This window comes from Kosakonia pseudosacchari (genome assembly GCF_900184035.1).
Taxonomy (GTDB): Bacteria; Pseudomonadota; Gammaproteobacteria; order Enterobacterales; family Enterobacteriaceae; genus Kosakonia; species Kosakonia pseudosacchari.
In genome coordinates this window covers 629,486-644,929 of the sequence record NZ_FXWP01000009.1, presented here as the reverse complement: position 1 = coordinate 644,929, position 15,444 = coordinate 629,486, and the positions used below count along the sequence as shown (strand labels likewise).

Sequence of the window (15,444 nt, the reverse complement as noted above, 5' to 3'; positions counted from 1 at the left end):
ATTTTTTCATAATTTTGCATGATATATGCCTGCTGATTTTAAGGTGTTGTGATTACATTAAAAGACAGCTAATGTGATATTCCTTATGTTATTCGTTATCCGCTCCGGCATAAGGACACTTTCATGCATCACATTCCTCCGAAAAAAACATTACGCATCGCGTTGGTCGGCGATTACAGCCACGACGTCGTGGCGCATCAGGCGATCCCGCTGGCGATTGACGATGCTGCCGCCGTGCTGGAAATCACCGCCGATTACGACTGGTTACCGACCAGCGAAATCAACAGCGATGAGGATCTGGTTGGCTATGACGCCATCTGGGTTGTGCCGGGAAGCCCCTACAAAAACGCCAATGGCGCGTTTATCGCCATTAAATACGCACGTGAAAACGCGGTGCCGTTTCTCGGGACGTGCGGCGGCTTCCAGCATGCGGTCATTGAATATGCCCGCAATGTGCTGGGCTGGGCAGATGCGGCGCACGCCGAGACGGACAATATCGGGCGGATGGTGATCACGCCGCTGACCTGTGCGCTGGTGGATCAAAACTGTGCTATTGAGCTGCGTCCTAACACGCTCATTGCCCGCGCTTACGGTCGTGAACTGATTGAAGAAGCCTACCGGTGCAGCTTTGGCGTAGCAGATGAGTTTGCCCGCGAGCTGGAAAGCGGTGATCTGCGGGTTACCGGCTGGGATGAAGACGGCGAAATCCGTGCCGTCGAGCTGGTGACGCACCCGTTTTTTGTCGCCACCTTGTTCCAGCATGAACGCGCGGCGCTCGCCGGGCGTCCGGTACCGCTGGTTCAGGCGATGCTGCGTGCGGCATGTGAATAAAAAAACAGGCCTGCGGGCCTGTTTTTTGTTGTCACCCCTGAACCACCTTCTGAAGAGGTGGCGAGTGGTTTGCAGGCATTACACCATTTCGCGATCGCGCCCGGCGAACGCCCCGCACACCGCCATAACAACCGATAATACGGCACATGCCAGCAGCGGAAGATGCCAGTCGCCGCTGGCATCATGAATTTTCCCCATCAGCGGCGGCCCGCAAGCCGCCAGCAGGTAGCCGACCGATTGCGCCATACCGGAAAGCGCGGCGGCCTGGTGAGCGGTGCTGGCCCGCAGCCCGATAAATGTTAACCCGAGGATCATGGTCGCGCCGGAGCCAAAGCCAAAAACAAGGGTCCAGAGCGTGGCATGTTCCGGCATCAGCCACAATCCCAGCGAACCAACGGCACACAGCAGCGCGACCACGACAGCGATACCGTGCTGATCTTTCAGCCGGTGCAGAACCAGCGGCACCAGCAGGCCCGGTACTGCCGTCGCCAGTTGCAGAATGCCATGTACAGAACCCGCCTGCGCTTCACTGAAGCCGTGCGCGATCAGAATCGACGGCAGCCAGCCAATGACGATGTAATAGATTAATGAGTTGATGCCTAAAAACAGCGTGACCTGCCAGGCAAGCCATGAGCGCCAGATCCTGCGGCTATGCAGCGCGCCGGTGTTACTGAGTGCCGCAGGTGCGCCGTGGCGCAGCCTGGGTAGCCATAGCAACAGCGCCAGTAACGGAAAGATCATCAGCATCAATAATGCGCCATGCCAGCCTGCACCGTATTGCGCCAGCGGCACAACGACCGACGAACCGAGCGCCGCCGCAGCACCCATGGTGAGTGAGTAAGCGCCCGTCAGTTTCGCCACATGTTGGGCGAAGTCGCGTTTTATTATCCCCGGCAGCAGCACGTTGCCGAGTGCGATCCCGCAGCCGATGATCGCTGTCCCCGTAAACAGCAGCAGTGCGGAGGGCAGGGAACGAAGGGCGATGCCAAGGCAAATCAGCACCATCGCCGCGAACAGGCTGCGTTCCATGCCGAAACGGCGCGCCACACCGGCCGCCAGCGGCGATATCAATGCGAAAGCCAGCAGTGGCAGGGTGGTGAGCATGCCGGTTTGCGCCGTGGTTAAACCATATTCCGCGCGAATGGCGTCCAGCAACGGCGCTGCGCCAGTAAAGGTGACACGCAGCGTGGTGGCAATCATCAGGATCCCGGCAATCAGCAACACGCTTTGCTTACCGCGGGAAGAAAGGCGGTTAGTCATTGTCTTCTCTGAAAAAATAACAGGCCGCTACGATAACGTTTTTTGCCGCTGTTTGAATCAAGCTAGAATGACACTTTATCGCTAAATTCGGACAAAATAATGCACGGACTTGGGCTCGGTGGCTACGATCCGGATAGCCAGCAGGAAGCGGCGGTGGCGTTCAGCATTACCGTTGAAGAGAGTGAACAATTGATCCCGGCGCATCACCACCGCAAAGGGCAACTCATTCTGGCGTTGAAAGGCGCGATTACCTGCGAGGTCGAACATGCTCGCTGGATGGTGCCGCCGCACCATGCGATGTGGCTTCCGGGACAGGTTCCGCACAGCAATCGCGCGACGGCGAATGCGCAACTCTGTTTCCTGTTTATTGAACCTTGGGCGGTGGTGATGCCGGAGCACTGCTGTACGCTCAAAGTGTCGGCACTGGTACGCGAGTTAATCCTCGCATTAGCCACACGCACGCCTGCCCAGCGCTGCCAACCCGCCACCCGGCGACTGGTAGCGGTGCTGTTTGATGAACTGCCGGCGCAGCCGCAAATGCACTTGCAGCTACCGGTTTCCGCGCATCCGAAAATCCGCCAGATGGTCGACAGTATGGAAAGCAATCCGGCAGACAGGCAAACCCTGGCGCAGTGGGCGCAGGTATTTGCCATGAGCGAGCGCAATCTGGCGCGGCTGGTCGTCAGGGAGACGGGGCTGAGCTTTCGTCGCTGGCGGCACCAGATGCAACTGATCCTCGCGCTACGGTTATTAATTGACGGCCATCCGGTGCAGCACATTGCGCAGGCGCTCGGATATGACTCGACGACCGCCTTTATCACCATGTTTAAAAAAGGGCTTGGGCAGACGCCGGGGCGTTATCTGGCGGCGCTCGGTGAAGCGTGACATTTTCTGCTTTCTATTCCGTTGTTTTTGTGTGGATTTGGCGTGTTTGTACTGGCAGAGCGGGAAAGATAAGCAGTAAGTATGGGAGGATTGTTTTTTATAACTTTTCCGGATAATCAATGCACTTTTTGATATTTGTCTGATGAATAAGGTTGTGTGACTTTAGCGCTCAATTAACACAATAACAGGGCACAAGGATTAGCATGGCAACCTCATCATATACGAAAAAAATAAGCGCAATCAGCGCACTGGCGCTGCTTTCAGCGCTCTCTTTTACCGCTCACGCGGACAAACTGGCGGATATCAAAGCCGCTGGTGTCGTCAAAGTCGCGACTTTTGACGCCAACCCGCCGTTCGGCGCTATCGATGCGAAATCGCATGATATCGTGGGTTATGACGTCGATTTTGCCAAAGCACTGGCAAAAAGCCTCGGCGTAAAACTGCAACTGGTGGCGACGAACCCGGCCAACCGCATTCCGCTGTTGCAATCGGGCAAAGTGGATTTGATCGTTGCGGATATCACCATCACCCCGGAACGCGCGCAGGTCATCGACTTCTCCACGCCATATTTTGTGACCGGCCAGCAATTCCTCGTACCGGCGTCTGCGGCCGACAAGCTGGATGCCTACAGCAAAGCGCGCATTGGCGCGGTAAAAGGCACCACCGGCGAGCAAACGCTGCACCAGCGTTTCCCGCAAGCTCGCGTGCTGGCCTATGATGATATCCCACTGGCATTAACCGCGTTACGTAACGGCAACGTGCAGGCGATCACCCAGGACAGCACCATTCTGGCCGGGCTGCTGGCGGAAGCGCCGGATAAAGCGAAATACAAAATCCTGCCGGATCTGCTGTCCAAAGAGGAGATTGGCGTCGGCGTCAGCAAAGGCGAAACCGCACTGCTTAACGCGGTGAATACTGAACTGGTTAATCTTGAGAAAAACGGCGACGCGGCAAAAATCTACGACACCTGGTTTGGTCCGCAAACCAAAACACCCGCTCCACGCAGCTTTACCATAGAAGCGAAGTAACTATGCTGGCAGGTCTGTTTTCTACCTCTGTGGCGGATGCCACAGAGGTCTTGCCCGTGGCGAAAGGCACGGTAGCGTTCCGCCAGGCGAGCAAACGCTATGGCGACAACGTGGTATTAAAGTCGATTGATTTACAGGTTGCCGCCGGAGAAGTGCTGGCGGTGTGCGGGCCATCGGGTTCCGGTAAATCCACCCTGATCCGTTTGATTAACCAGCTCGAAACCCTGAGCGGCGGGGAAATCTATGTTGACGGTCAGCCGACCAGCCAGCTGAAAGGGCGCCAGCTTCGCGAGTTGCGCCGCCATGTCGGTTTCGTCTTTCAGCAGTTTAATCTTTATGCCCACCTCAACGCGCTGGATAACATTACGCTGGCCTTACGTCGTATTCACGGCAAAAGCGCCGCCGAGGCGCAGGCCATCGCGCTGGCGCTGCTGGCTCGCGTTGGCTTGCAGGATAAAGCGCATCACTATCCGGCGCAGCTTTCCGGCGGGCAACAGCAACGTGTGGCAATCGCCCGCACGCTGGCCGCCGATCCGCATATCATTCTGTTTGATGAGCCTACCTCGGCGCTTGATCCGGAGATGATCGGCGAAGTGTTGCAGGTGATGAAATCGCTGGCGCACAGCGGCATTACGCTGATTGTGGTGACCCATGAGATGCAGTTTGCCCGGGAAATTGCCGATCGCGTGATCTTTATCGACGGGGGCGAAATCCTTGAGCAGGCGGCACCGGCGCAATTCTTCTCTGCCCCGCAGCACCCGCGCGCGCAGCGCTTTTTACAGAAAGTGCTCAACCCGCTGCATGCCGATAGCAAGGAGTTGTGATGGCGCTGCATCTCGACTGGGCGGGCGTGCTTTCCGGGCAGCCCGCACAATGGATCACTTCCGGATTTCTTACCACCATCTGGGTGACCGTGGCGGGAACCGTGCTGGCGACGGTATTGACGGTACTGCTGCTGGCACTGCGTCTCGCTGGTGGCAAGGCGGGGCGGAGCGTGGTGGCGGTGTGGGTGTCGCTGTTTCGCAATACGCCGCTTCTGGTGCAACTGTTGTTCTGGTATTTCGCCGCCTGGAATGTGCTGCCGCTGAGTTTCCGCCAGTACGTTAACGACGACCACACGTTCAGCATCCTGCCGGGCGATGTTTGGTGGTTTACGCCAGAGTTTCTCTCATCGGCCTGGGCGCTGGGGCTGTTTACCGCTGCTTTTCTGGTCGAAGAGATCCAGGCGGGTCTGCATGCGGTGCCGCGCGGACAGGTTGAAGCCGCGCAGTCGCAGGGCTTTGGTCCGCTGGCGTTATTCCGTTGGGTGCTGCTGCCGCAGGGGTTACAGAATGCCTGGCAGCCGGTAGTGGGGCAGTATCTGAATCTGATGAAGCTCTCTTCACTGGCGACCGGCATTGGGCTGGGGGAATTAACTTACCAGACCCGGCAAATCGAGAGTTTTAACGCCCACGCGCTGGAAGCGTTTGCTATCGGCAGCGCGCTCTATTTGCTGCTGGGGCTGGTGATGAGCGTGTTGTTTAACCTGCCACGCCACTGGCGGGCGCTGCGCCGTGCTGCGGAGGTGCAACATGATCGCTAATATCACCGTGATCACCGATAACCTCGACTATTTACTGTGGGGGCGAGCGGCGCAGGGCGAGCCTGGCGGGGTACTGCTATCGCTGTTGATGACCATCGGCGCGGCGATTCTGGCGTTTCCCGGAGGTGTACTGCTGGCGTGCTGCGCATGGCGGTTTCGCGGCTGGCCCCGCAAAGTGCTCTTTCTCTGGGCGGAGTTGATTCGCGGCATTCCACTGATTTTCGTCATCTTCTGGCTGTGGTTTTTACTGCCCTGGTTAACCGGTGCCGATCTTCCCGGTGCGGTGACCGTGACGCTGGCGCTGGCATGGTTTACCTCGGCGGCAGTGATGTATTCGACCCTTGCCGCGCTCGGGGCGCTGCCGGACGGGCAGTATGAAGCCGCGCTCAGTAGCGGCTTTGGCAGTGCGCAAATCTTGCGGCTGGTGCTGTTGCCGCAGGCGTTACGCAACGCGTTGCCGTCGTATATCGGTTTGCTTATCGCACTGCTGAAAGACACGTCGCTGGCTTTTATAGTCAACGTACCGGAACTGACGACAGTCGCAGGCCAGGTGAATAACCGGGTGCAGGTCTATCCTGCCGCGCTGTTTGTCTTTACCGGCCTGGTCTATTACCTGCTGTGCAGCGCACTGGAACTGACGGTCAAACAGTGGCAGCGGCGTCACTCACTGCCGGCCAATGAGTAGCGAAACCAACCCGGCAGCAATCAGTGGCCCGACCGGAACGCCCCGGAACAGGGCCACACCCAACACGGTGCCGACCAGTAATCCCGCCACCAGCGAGGGTTGCGAACTCATCAACGTTACGCCGCGCCCACCCAGCCACGAGACAAAAACGCCGACCGCAATCGCAATCAGCGATTTCCAGTTCATAAACGAATGCAGCAGTGTGGAAGGCGGCAATGAGCCGCTGGCGATCGGCGCCATCACGCCAATGGTGAGGATAATAATGCCAACGGTCAGCCCCTGTTTTTCAATCCACGGGAAGAAGGTGTTGAGCGGGGTGATGCGTACCATGATCAGCACCAGAATGGAGACAGCAACGGTGGTGTTATGGCTGACAAAACCCAGCGCCGCGAGCGCCAGCAGAATAAACAGCGTGGTATCAAACATCAGAAATTCCTTGCCAACAAAGAAACCTGTTTACTCTACGCATAAACCAGTGATGAAACAGGCTTTTTTCATGCAGGCAGATAATTTCAGGCAGTTGCCAGAAGCGAAGGGCGGTTTTTAATCAAAAGTCAGCTAAATTGTCATTGGTAATTCATAATTCAGAGATATGAATGAGGCATCGCCCGGTGAAAGACCAGGCCTTTGCGAGTGACCATCATGCCTTCAGATGTATTGATTATTACCGCACTGTTCTTCACGCTGGCCGCCGGGCTGGTGATTTCCGTATTGATCCTGGAAAGAAGCGGCTGGTAAGCGGGAAAAGCGCCTTATTCGCGGCGAAAATCCACCAGCTCTGGCCGGGCGATGCGCAGGTAGTCGCTGGTATTCATGATCACCGATTTCTCCAGTAACCCGGCGTTAAACGCGATGTCATCAAAGCGCTGAAACAGTACCGGGTCGGCAACCAGATGCAAATCCGGGTGAAAGCTGAACGGGGGGATCGCGCCAAATACGCATGCCGTTAACGCATCCACTTCTGCCGGGCTTGCCAGCGAGGCTTTACTGCCACCAAAGTGCTGCGCCAGGCGGGAAAGGTCGGCCTGTAAGTCGGCGGCCAGGATCGCCAGCACATGCTTTTTCACCCCGTTACCTTTGATCTTACACAGCAGCGCTTTCGCCCCCTGGCCCAGCGCGGTACCGCGAATTTCACTGACGGCCTCGCATTTGCCGACGGCTTCGTGTTCAACGACGCGAAAACGCGCCTCTTGCTGTTCAAGCAGGGTTATCAAATGCTGATGGATGTTACGGCTGGCAATTTCAGACATGTTCACTCCCGATGAAAACGTTGAAGAGAAAGAATAATTCACGTACAGGGAGATGAAAATAAAAAAGCCGCCTTAAAGAGGCGGCGAAGAAATACAAGCACTACAAACAACGCTTTTTTGTGTGTACTGTTAGTTTCTTTTCAAAAGGTAGCCAGACGCTACCAGGCTCAATATGTTCGTCAGGATGAACGGAGCGCAACAGCACCGACGCAAACGTTCTCCACGCCCGCCGTGCCACAAATGCTTCGATGGGATTAATGTGCCACATTTACGCGCGGTCAACAGGGTAAATAGCCGCTATTTTGTACGGCAATTCATCCATTAATGTAAACAGGGTTGATTTAATCAATGCTGAACGCCTGCATGACATCGCAACCCTTCCTGATAACTCATTTGACCTGATGGTGACTGCTCCACCTTACTTCAGCGTTAGGACTCATGGCCGGGACAATCAGTGGAAAGGCGTCGAGTGCGCTTTAAAGTGGCGCGATGGCTTTCTGACGCCATTCTGACGAGCCCTTAAACCTTCTGGCAGCATCTATTTACGTCGGGGCTCAGGCTCCATAGGTAAAAAAGCTTTGAAACGTGAACGCGGCGCGATATAGCCAGCGTGGTTATTGGCTACCGAGGCCAGATTTCATTGGTGGGTTTATCAAACGCGTTGCCGCCCGAAGAGCAGGCGTGGACTGATGCAAATCAGTCATAGAGGCTTAAGCCGTGTGAGGGAGGTGTGCAACCATCCTGCAGGGCAATAACCACGTTGCAGGTATCTAAAAGAGCGCAGCAGCGTTAAAACACCGCGGGAGCTAATGCCGAAAAGTAAACCGGGCGGATAACCACCACTGAAAAGTTGCCGCTATGAGCGGGCTAACATGCGCAGCGAGCAGTGATTAAAACTACTCAAGCAGTTTTATCGGAGATGAAAATCAAGGTGTACAGCATAACTGCCATCATCTTTCTCTTTGCGCTGTGAAAACCGTAAAACTCTGTAGACTCAATCCACCGTCGTCTTGCCCACACCTGAAAGGCAGCGGTTATTGGTGGAACAGAAAACATGAATCGCGCGGGTGGCTCCTGCGAATCACCATTCTGACTTCAAGCTGATACTAATCAAAGGCCACTTATTGTGGCCTTTTCTCAACGTTAGGGGTGTTTATGAAAAATGTTCTGGTGTTCTTCAACCGACAGCCGGTGGTTGCTGTCAGCGTTGTAGAGGGTACTACCACCATACTCCGTGAATACCCGAATGGTGAGGAAGCTCACCTTAAAATTATGTATGCGGGAGTTCATTCTCTAACCGGCGATCATACTGAGTTTTGTGTCGCCTCTGACAGAGAGGTTACGTCACAGGAAATCGTTGAGGCTTCAAACAGACTGCTGAAGTAGCGTCGATCAATCGCAATTGTATTAAAGCGGGCGCTCCCCGATGGCCCGCTTTAGTTACTGCTAAGTTTTATGAAATCATCATCAGCCAGGTGTACAAGATAGCGTCGCTAAAACGCGTCTTCATGGTGATGCCTTCATGTGACTTAGGAAGACATTATTAACATCAGACGTATTAACCAACGAGGAGCAGGTCAGCATCACTCATGCTTTACGCAAGTAACTATTAACTTCCGCTGTTCGCTCATCGCCGATTTGCAACCTTCCTGCCCATCCGATTTGTACCAAATACAGACGCCAAAATAGTTGCGAGGTTTTTTAAAAATAAATCCCTTTGTCAGGCAAGTTTAAAAATTGCCGCCGAGCGGTTTAACTGCGCAGCCTGATCTTCCAGAGAAGCGGCAGCGGCGGCGGCCTGTTGAACCAGTGCGGCGTTTTGTTGGGTCACTTCATCCATCTGGGTGATAGCGATGCCGACGTGCTCAATACCGTTAACCTGCTCGCCGGTGGCCGTATAGATTTCTGACATGATTGCTGAGACGTTGCTGATCGCCGTGACTATCTCAGCCATGGTGTTGCCCGCCTGAGCGACCAGGTCTGTGCCTTCCGATATGCGATTATTCGAGGCTTCAATCAGTGATTTAATATCTTTTGCCGCTGTCGCGCTACGCTGCGCCAGCGCGCGTACTTCGCTTGCCACGACGGCGAAACCGCGCCCCTGCTCGCCAGCGCGAGCGGCTTCCACTGCCGCGTTGAGCGCCAGGATATTGGTCTGGAAAGCGATGCTTTCTATGGTGCCGATAATATCGACCACGCTTTGTGAGCTGTCATAAATGGCAGCCATGGTCGAGACGACTTTGTCCACCACTTTTCCGCCCTGCTGCGCAACCTCGGAAGCGTCAGACGCCAGGCTGCTGGCGTTTTGCGCGTTAGAGGCGTTTTGCCTTACGGTCGCCGTTAGTTGCTCCATGCTGGCTGAGGTTTCTTCCAGCGAGGCGGCTTGCTGCTCTGTCCGTACAGAGAGATCCGTATTGCCCATCGCGACTTCTTTCGAGGCGCTGTCGATAGAGGACGCAGCGGTCTGAATATCAGACACCACTTTTTTGAGCTGCTCCTGCATGGCGGTAAGGGTTGTGATAAGAATGCCGGTTTCATCTTTTGAACGCGCTTCCAGACGGGAAGAGAGATCGCCTGCGGCAATTGCTTTAGCCGCTTTTACCGCTTCCTCGAGCGGAAGAGTAATGGTGTGGGCAAGGACATAACCTAAAGCAGAAGCGATGAAAACACCCAACAGTGCGCCGATAAACAAGGTAAGCCTGGTCTGAGTTTGAACGGAATCGACAGAATTCTGGCGTTCGCTGAGCAGATGTGTTTCGTCATTGACGATTTCATCAATCGTTTTACGCATCTGATCCATTTGCGGCTTGCCTGTATTAGCTTCGAAGGCGTTGGTGAAATCCACTTGTGTCATTGACCCGTCATTTAGTGCGCGACGGTGATCAAGTAACTCTGCGACAAACTTCTCCTGCCACTCTTTCTGCTGATTAAGCAAATTATCAAGGCGCTTCTGCTGTGCAGGGTTATCCGCAGTTAAGTCTTTAGTGTCCTGCCAAAATTTAACAAAATCCTCTTTGCCTGAATTCCACGGAGCCAGCATTTCCTCTTTACCATTAATCGCATATCCACGCAGGCCGGTTTCCATATTCACCAGGCTTTGGGTCAGGGCTCGGCTTTTATCGATGACACGCCAGCTATGAATATTCCATTCGTTAGTGTTAACAATATTGGAAAAGTTATTGTAGAAGCTTGCACACAGTGACAGTAGTAATACTAAAACGACCCCAAAGGCAAAAAAGAATTTTTTCTTGATAGGTAAGTTCCTGAACATTTTAACCTCGTTCCACATAATTTAAGAGAGCAGCCTGAAGAGACGTAAAACATATAAGATATCGGCAAGGATTTTTCTGGCTTTAACTAAAACCGATGAAAATATGAGACGAAGAGAATATATTCATTCTTGATTTTTTACAGGCTAATTTTCAAAGGGATAGCTACTGTGCTCTCAAGGCGATATTACTCAGCATGGACAGTATTAATTGGCCGGGATAGACCAGAAGCTACGGCAGGGCCTTAAAAGAGGGTGAAAAGGTTAGCGTTAAATATAATATATCAAATAGTATGTTCGTAATGTCTTTATCACAAACAATATCGTCGACGGTCAGAAGGAACAGGAAAAAGAGTGTAAATAGAGTGAGCCATTCAGGAAATCTATTTTCAACCCGATAACGCCCTCTTTATATCGATGCTCATGTAGCTTAATTAATTGGGTGAGGGTCTTGCCACAACGCTACCAGCCTGTAATTTCTCCAGTAAAAACTCGCCATTAATAACTTTTATAGGGGGCGGCTTATGAATTACCTGAAATGGAAGGAACAGATTAATGACGAAAGAATCAGACAATGAGCTGATTATTGTTGGTCAACGCCCAGGATGAAAAAAATCAGCCAGGAAAATAAATTTAACTGGCTGATTGAGAGAGATTAACTGCCAGAATTGGCGGTTTGCTTATGGAACAGTTCGCGGAATACCGGGTAGATATCCTCCTGATCGCGGATATGCTGAATGGCGAAATTATCGAACATCGTTTGCAGGTGTTCGTACTCGCGCCATAACGTCTGGTGCGCCCGACGGGTGATCTCGATATAGCTGTAGTAACGCACCACCGGCAGGATTTTCTTCGCCAGGATTTCGTGACACAGCGGTGAATCATCCGCCCAGTTATCACCGTCCGACGCCTGCGCGGCGTAAATATTCCACTGCGCCGGGTCGTAGCGATCTTTCACCACTTCATCCATCAGTTTCAGGGCACTGGAAACGATGGTGCCGCCCGTTTCCTGCGAGTAGAAGAACTCATGCTCGTCCACCTCTTTCGCCTGCGTATGATGGCGGATATAGACCACTTCGACGTTTTTATAGGTTCGGCTCAGGAACAGATAGAGCAGAATGTAAAAACGTTTGGCCATATCTTTGGTGGCTTGATCCATGGAACCCGAAACGTCCATCAGGCAGAACATCACCGCCTGGCTGGAGGGTTCCGGCCGTTTTTCGTAGTTCTTGTAACGTAAATCGAAGGTGTCGATAAACGGCACGCGCTCGATTTTTGCCCGCAGTTCGGCAATCTCTTTACGCAGACGCTCCTCTTCCAGTAATTGGGCAGGTTCGCTTTTGGCGACCGTTTCAAGGCTACTTTCCAGTTCGCGCAGCTCACGGCGTTTTCCTGCCGTCATAGCGGTGCGACGTGCCAGCGAGTTTTGCAACGAACGCACGACGCTGATATTCGCCGGTACGCCGTTGGCGGTGTAACCCGCGCGGTGCGTTTTAAACTCATTAAGCTGCCGTTGCTGGTTCTTTTTCAGGTTCGGCAGCGCCAGATCCTCGAACAGCAAATCGAGGTACTCATCTTTGGAGATCTGGAAAACAAACTCATCCTGGCCTTCACCGTCAGGGCTGGCTTCGCCCTGGCCGCTGCCGCCACCGCCGCCACCGCCTTGCGGGCGCTCGATGCGGTCATTCTGTACAAAATGATCGTTTCCCGGATGTACGCGATGGCGTAAGCCGCCACGCCCCTGATGGAACATCGGTTCGCTGATATCCTCCGTCGGGATGGAGACGGATTCGCCATTCTCCACATCGGTCACCGAGCGCTTGTTGATGGCTTCGGAGATCGACTGCTTTATTTGCGCTTTATAACGGCGTAAAAATCGCTGGCGGTTAACCGTGCTTTTATTTTTACCGTTCAAACGCCGGTCAATGAACCAGGTCATAGTTCCCTCCCGCTGCGTATGCCAACGTTGCAACAGGCCGCGCACAGAGCGCGGCCTGTGCGTTGTTATGATGATTTACGTACACGCAGATACCATTCGCACAACAGGCGAACCTGTTTGCGGGTGTAGCCTTTCTCCATCATACGGTCGACAAAGTCGTCGTGCTTTTTCTGCTCGTCGGTAGAGGTTTTGGCGTTGAACGAAATCACCGGCAACAGCTCTTCAGTATTCGAGAACATTTTCTTCTCGATAACCGTGCGCAGTTTTTCGTAGCTGGTCCAGTTCGGGTTGCGTCCGTTGTTGTTAGCGCGGGCGCGCAGCACGAAGTTGACGATCTCATTACGGAAATCTTTCGGGTTGCTGATGCCGGCCGGTTTTTCAATTTTTTCCAGTTCCGCGTTCAGGGATTCACGGTCAAACAACTGGCCGGTATCCGGGTCGCGGTACTCCTGATCCTGGATCCAGAAATCCGCATAGGTGACATAACGATCGAAGATGTTCTGCCCATATTCGGAATAGGATTCGAGGTAAGCGGTCTGGATCTCTTTGCCGATAAACTCGGCGTATTTCGGGATCAGATAGCCTTTCAGGAACTCCAGGTAACGTTCAGCCAGCTCTTGCGGGAACTGCTCACGTTCAATTTGTTGTTCCAGTACGTAGAACAGATGCACCGGGTTGGCTGCCACTTCGACGTGGTCGAAGTTGAACACGCGCGAGAGGATCTTAAAGGCAAAACGTGTCGACAGGCCGTTCATCCCTTCATCAACACCGGCGTAATCGCGGTATTCCTGGTAGGACTTCGCTTTCGGATCGGTATCTTTCAGGCTTTCACCGTCGTAGACACGCATTTTCGAGTAGACACTGGAGTTTTCCGGCTCTTTCAGACGCGAAAGAATCGAGAAGCGGGCCAGCGTTTCGAGCGTTCCCGGTGCGCATGGCGCATGAGACAGCTCACTGTGGTTGAGCAGTTTTTCGTAAATTTTCATCTCTTCCGAGATGCGCAAGCAATAAGGCACTTTGACGATGTAAACACGGTCAAGGAACGCCTCATTGTTTTTGTTGTTACGAAACTGTACCCATTCGGATTCGTTCGAGTGGGCGAGGATGATGCCGTTAAACGGCAGGGCGGAGATGCCTTCTGTACCGTTGTAGTTGCCTTCCTGCGTGGCGGTCAGCAGGGGGTGGAGCACCTTGATAGGTGCTTTAAACATTTCGACGAATTCCATGATCCCCTGGTTTGCGCGGCACAGTGCGCCGGAGTAACCGTAGGCGTCTGGATCGTTTTGCGCGTGGTTTTCCAGTTTACGGATGTCCACTTTACCGACCAGCGCTGAAATGTCCTGGTTGTTCTCATCGCCTGGCTCTGTTTTGGCAATCGCGATCTGTTCCAGTATCGACGGCCAGACTTTCACCACGCGGAATTTGCTGATGTCGCCGCCAAATTCATGCAGACGTTTCGCCGCCCACGGCGACATGATCGTGCCGAGGTAACGGCGCGGGACGCTGTACTCTTTTTCAAGAATTTGCGCGTCTTCCTGCGGGTTAAACAGGCACAACGGGTGGTCGTTGACCGGGCTACGTTCGCCGTTGGCGCTCAGCACGTAAATCGGCACCCGCTGCATTAAGGATTTCAGGCGTTCGGCCAGTGACGATTTACCACCGCCCACCGGGCCGAGCAGGTAGAGGATCTGTTTCTTCTCTTCCAGACCCTGCGCGGCGTGTTTCAGGTACGAGACAATTTGCTCAATCGCCTCTTCCATTCCATAAAATTCCTCGAACGCGGGGTAGCGTCCGATAACCCGGTTCGAAAAGAGACGGGAAAGCCGTGGCTCCTGGGCAGTGTCTACCATCACAGGTTCCCCTATGGCCATCAGCAGCCTTTCAGCAGCATTCGCATAGGCGCTGCGATCTTGCTTACAGATGGCAAGAAACTCCTGCAGAGTGAACTCTTCGTCCTTGGCAGCTTCATAACGCTGGCGATAGTGATCGAATATATTCATGGCATGCCGTCCTTTCGTAATCTGTGGGAACAGTACAGCTATCAGTTTTTCCACTTTTAGCGTCGCAAACCAACGGGATAAAAATTATGCTCCGTCCTATTTGTTATGAGCGTGTATCCGGCTTTGATCAAGTTATCGTTGAAGAAGATTCCGATGGCTGAGGGGCTTTTTTTACCCCTTATTTAGGGTAAATATCTATTGAGTGTGATTTATACAGATTTTTTATATTAAATATGGGGTTTCTGTGTTGGAAAATGCCAACATTTTACATCAGTCGAATGTTGGTAAATTTTTACAGGATGTGCGGGATCGCAAGTATAGAAAAAGTGACGCCGTCATGGTCACTTCGCCGAAGCGGAACGATTATCGACAACAGAAGTACGCGAGCTGTGTTAAAGGATGATGACAACCAGGATTTACAGGGCGGGATTCGCCAGCAAAACGCAAGAAGCGGTGCCAGACGATAACGCCCGACACCGGAAAACGATTGGTTAGCTGCGATGCTCTTCAATGTACTGTGCTAAATCCGCCGGGGTTTTCAGCACGCTGGCGACTTCTGTCGGTGGGATCATGCAGCCGTAAACGTCCTGCACTTCCAGCACCATATCGACGGCGAGGATGGAGTCGAGAATATCGGACTCAATCAGCTCATCATGAAAGCCCACTTTGCGGGATAAAATTTTTTCAAACAGCGCGAGAATTTCTTGTTCCATGGT

The 15,444-nt window shown here is 53.3% G+C and carries 15 protein-coding genes; 8 read left to right on the top strand and 7 right to left on the bottom strand.

The genetic code is table 11. From position 1 onward, the window contains the following. Window positions 1–123 precede the first annotated feature (123 nt). Entirely contained in the window at window positions 124–831 is a 708-nt protein-coding gene (locus BN2591_RS05020) for a CTP synthase C-terminal region-related (seleno)protein (protein WP_086869537.1), read from the top strand. Between the two features lie 78 nt (window positions 832–909). Here BN2591_RS05020 and BN2591_RS05015 read toward each other — a convergent pair whose 3' ends face one another. After that, the gene (locus BN2591_RS05015) at window positions 910–2,091 is read right to left on the bottom strand and encodes a CynX/NimT family MFS transporter (protein ID WP_086869535.1); all 1,182 of its coding nucleotides are present in this window, start codon (window positions 2,089–2,091) and stop codon (window positions 910–912) included. Between the two features lie 99 nt (window positions 2,092–2,190). Between BN2591_RS05015 and BN2591_RS05010 the strand changes: the two genes are divergently transcribed. From BN2591_RS05010 to BN2591_RS04990, 5 genes are all read left to right on the top strand, one after another. Continuing rightward, window positions 2,191–2,976: an AraC family transcriptional regulator gene (locus tag BN2591_RS05010; protein WP_086869533.1), complete on the top strand. Its 786-nt coding sequence runs from the start codon at window positions 2,191–2,193 to the stop codon at window positions 2,974–2,976. 203 nt (window positions 2,977–3,179) lie between these two features. Then, on the top strand, window positions 3,180–4,004 hold the full coding sequence (locus tag BN2591_RS05005) for an ABC transporter substrate-binding protein (RefSeq protein WP_086869531.1): 825 nt from the start codon (window positions 3,180–3,182) through the stop codon (window positions 4,002–4,004). A gap of 2 nt (window positions 4,005–4,006) precedes the next feature. Beyond that, window positions 4,007–4,828 carry an amino acid ABC transporter ATP-binding protein gene (locus tag BN2591_RS05000; protein ID WP_065368695.1) on the top strand — a complete coding sequence of 274 codons (822 nt, stop codon included), beginning with the start codon at window positions 4,007–4,009 and terminating at the stop codon, window positions 4,826–4,828. Further along, a complete protein-coding gene (locus BN2591_RS04995; RefSeq protein WP_086869529.1) occupies window positions 4,828–5,586 on the top strand; it encodes an amino acid ABC transporter permease in 759 nt (252 codons plus the stop codon). Before BN2591_RS05000 ends, BN2591_RS04995 begins: the two co-directional genes overlap by 1 nt. Further along, complete coding sequence (locus BN2591_RS04990) at window positions 5,576–6,271, top strand: amino acid ABC transporter permease (RefSeq protein WP_086869527.1); 696 nt, start codon at window positions 5,576–5,578, stop codon at window positions 6,269–6,271. Before BN2591_RS04995 ends, BN2591_RS04990 begins: the two co-directional genes overlap by 11 nt. Here BN2591_RS04990 and BN2591_RS04985 read toward each other — a convergent pair. Then, the gene (locus BN2591_RS04985; protein ID WP_086869525.1) at window positions 6,251–6,697 is read right to left on the bottom strand and encodes a DUF441 domain-containing protein; all 447 of its coding nucleotides are present in this window, start codon (window positions 6,695–6,697) and stop codon (window positions 6,251–6,253) included. The genes BN2591_RS04990 and BN2591_RS04985 overlap by 21 nt on opposite strands. A gap of 216 nt (window positions 6,698–6,913) precedes the next feature. On the opposite strand from BN2591_RS04985, the gene BN2591_RS24970 reads away from it, so the two are divergent. After that, window positions 6,914–7,009, top strand: a complete 96-nt coding sequence (locus BN2591_RS24970) for a hypothetical protein (RefSeq protein WP_020454038.1) — start codon at window positions 6,914–6,916, stop codon at window positions 7,007–7,009. A gap of 14 nt (window positions 7,010–7,023) precedes the next feature. Here BN2591_RS24970 and BN2591_RS04980 read toward each other — a convergent pair whose 3' ends face one another. Further along, window positions 7,024–7,521, bottom strand: coding sequence for a YbaK/prolyl-tRNA synthetase associated domain-containing protein (locus BN2591_RS04980; RefSeq protein ID WP_086869523.1), 498 nt, complete (start codon window positions 7,519–7,521; stop codon window positions 7,024–7,026). Between the two features lie 1,155 nt (window positions 7,522–8,676). Here BN2591_RS04980 and BN2591_RS24690 point away from each other — a divergent pair. Then, on the top strand, window positions 8,677–8,907 hold the full coding sequence (locus tag BN2591_RS24690) for a hypothetical protein (RefSeq protein WP_086869521.1): 231 nt from the start codon (window positions 8,677–8,679) through the stop codon (window positions 8,905–8,907). 334 nt (window positions 8,908–9,241) lie between these two features. Here the strand turns inward: BN2591_RS24690 and BN2591_RS24860 are convergent, their stop codons facing one another. The 4 genes from BN2591_RS24860 to BN2591_RS04955 form a co-directional block, all read right to left on the bottom strand. After that, window positions 9,242–10,792 carry a methyl-accepting chemotaxis protein gene (locus BN2591_RS24860; protein ID WP_086869953.1) on the bottom strand — a complete coding sequence of 517 codons (1,551 nt, stop codon included), beginning with the start codon at window positions 10,790–10,792 and terminating at the stop codon, window positions 9,242–9,244. Between the two features lie 652 nt (window positions 10,793–11,444). Next, window positions 11,445–12,728: a YeaH/YhbH family protein gene (locus tag BN2591_RS04965; protein WP_086869519.1), complete on the bottom strand. Its 1,284-nt coding sequence runs from the start codon at window positions 12,726–12,728 to the stop codon at window positions 11,445–11,447. 65 nt (window positions 12,729–12,793) lie between these two features. Continuing rightward, window positions 12,794–14,728, bottom strand: coding sequence for a protein kinase YeaG (gene yeaG / locus BN2591_RS04960; RefSeq protein WP_086869517.1), 1,935 nt, complete (start codon window positions 14,726–14,728; stop codon window positions 12,794–12,796). A gap of 491 nt (window positions 14,729–15,219) precedes the next feature. Continuing rightward, window positions 15,220–15,441, bottom strand: a complete 222-nt coding sequence (locus BN2591_RS04955; protein WP_020454034.1) for an acyl carrier protein — start codon at window positions 15,439–15,441, stop codon at window positions 15,220–15,222. Between the last annotated feature and the right edge of the window lie 3 nt (window positions 15,442–15,444).

What these genes read in the sequence shown, in the direction of transcription:
- BN2591_RS05020 (WP_086869537.1), top strand. Translation starts at nt 124, where the DNA reads ATGCATCACATTCCTCCGAAAAAAACATTACGCATCGCGTTGGTCGGC.
- BN2591_RS05015 (WP_086869535.1), bottom strand. Translation starts at nt 2,091, where the DNA reads ATGACTAACCGCCTTTCTTCCCGCGGTAAGCAAAGCGTGTTGCTGATT.
- BN2591_RS05010 (WP_086869533.1), top strand. Translation starts at nt 2,191, where the DNA reads ATGCACGGACTTGGGCTCGGTGGCTACGATCCGGATAGCCAGCAGGAA.
- BN2591_RS05005 (WP_086869531.1), top strand. Translation starts at nt 3,180, where the DNA reads ATGGCAACCTCATCATATACGAAAAAAATAAGCGCAATCAGCGCACTG.
- BN2591_RS05000 (WP_065368695.1), top strand. Translation starts at nt 4,007, where the DNA reads ATGCTGGCAGGTCTGTTTTCTACCTCTGTGGCGGATGCCACAGAGGTC.
- BN2591_RS04995 (WP_086869529.1), top strand. Translation starts at nt 4,828, where the DNA reads ATGGCGCTGCATCTCGACTGGGCGGGCGTGCTTTCCGGGCAGCCCGCA.
- BN2591_RS04990 (WP_086869527.1), top strand. Translation starts at nt 5,576, where the DNA reads ATGATCGCTAATATCACCGTGATCACCGATAACCTCGACTATTTACTG.
- BN2591_RS04985 (WP_086869525.1), bottom strand. Translation starts at nt 6,697, where the DNA reads ATGTTTGATACCACGCTGTTTATTCTGCTGGCGCTCGCGGCGCTGGGT.
- BN2591_RS24970 (WP_020454038.1), top strand. Translation starts at nt 6,914, where the DNA reads ATGCCTTCAGATGTATTGATTATTACCGCACTGTTCTTCACGCTGGCC.
- BN2591_RS04980 (WP_086869523.1), bottom strand. Translation starts at nt 7,521, where the DNA reads ATGTCTGAAATTGCCAGCCGTAACATCCATCAGCATTTGATAACCCTG.
- BN2591_RS24690 (WP_086869521.1), top strand. Translation starts at nt 8,677, where the DNA reads ATGAAAAATGTTCTGGTGTTCTTCAACCGACAGCCGGTGGTTGCTGTC.
- BN2591_RS24860 (WP_086869953.1), bottom strand. Translation starts at nt 10,792, where the DNA reads ATGTTCAGGAACTTACCTATCAAGAAAAAATTCTTTTTTGCCTTTGGG.
- BN2591_RS04965 (WP_086869519.1), bottom strand. Translation starts at nt 12,728, where the DNA reads ATGACCTGGTTCATTGACCGGCGTTTGAACGGTAAAAATAAAAGCACG.
- yeaG (WP_086869517.1), bottom strand. Translation starts at nt 14,728, where the DNA reads ATGAATATATTCGATCACTATCGCCAGCGTTATGAAGCTGCCAAGGAC.
- BN2591_RS04955 (WP_020454034.1), bottom strand. Translation starts at nt 15,441, where the DNA reads ATGGAACAAGAAATTCTCGCGCTGTTTGAAAAAATTTTATCCCGCAAA.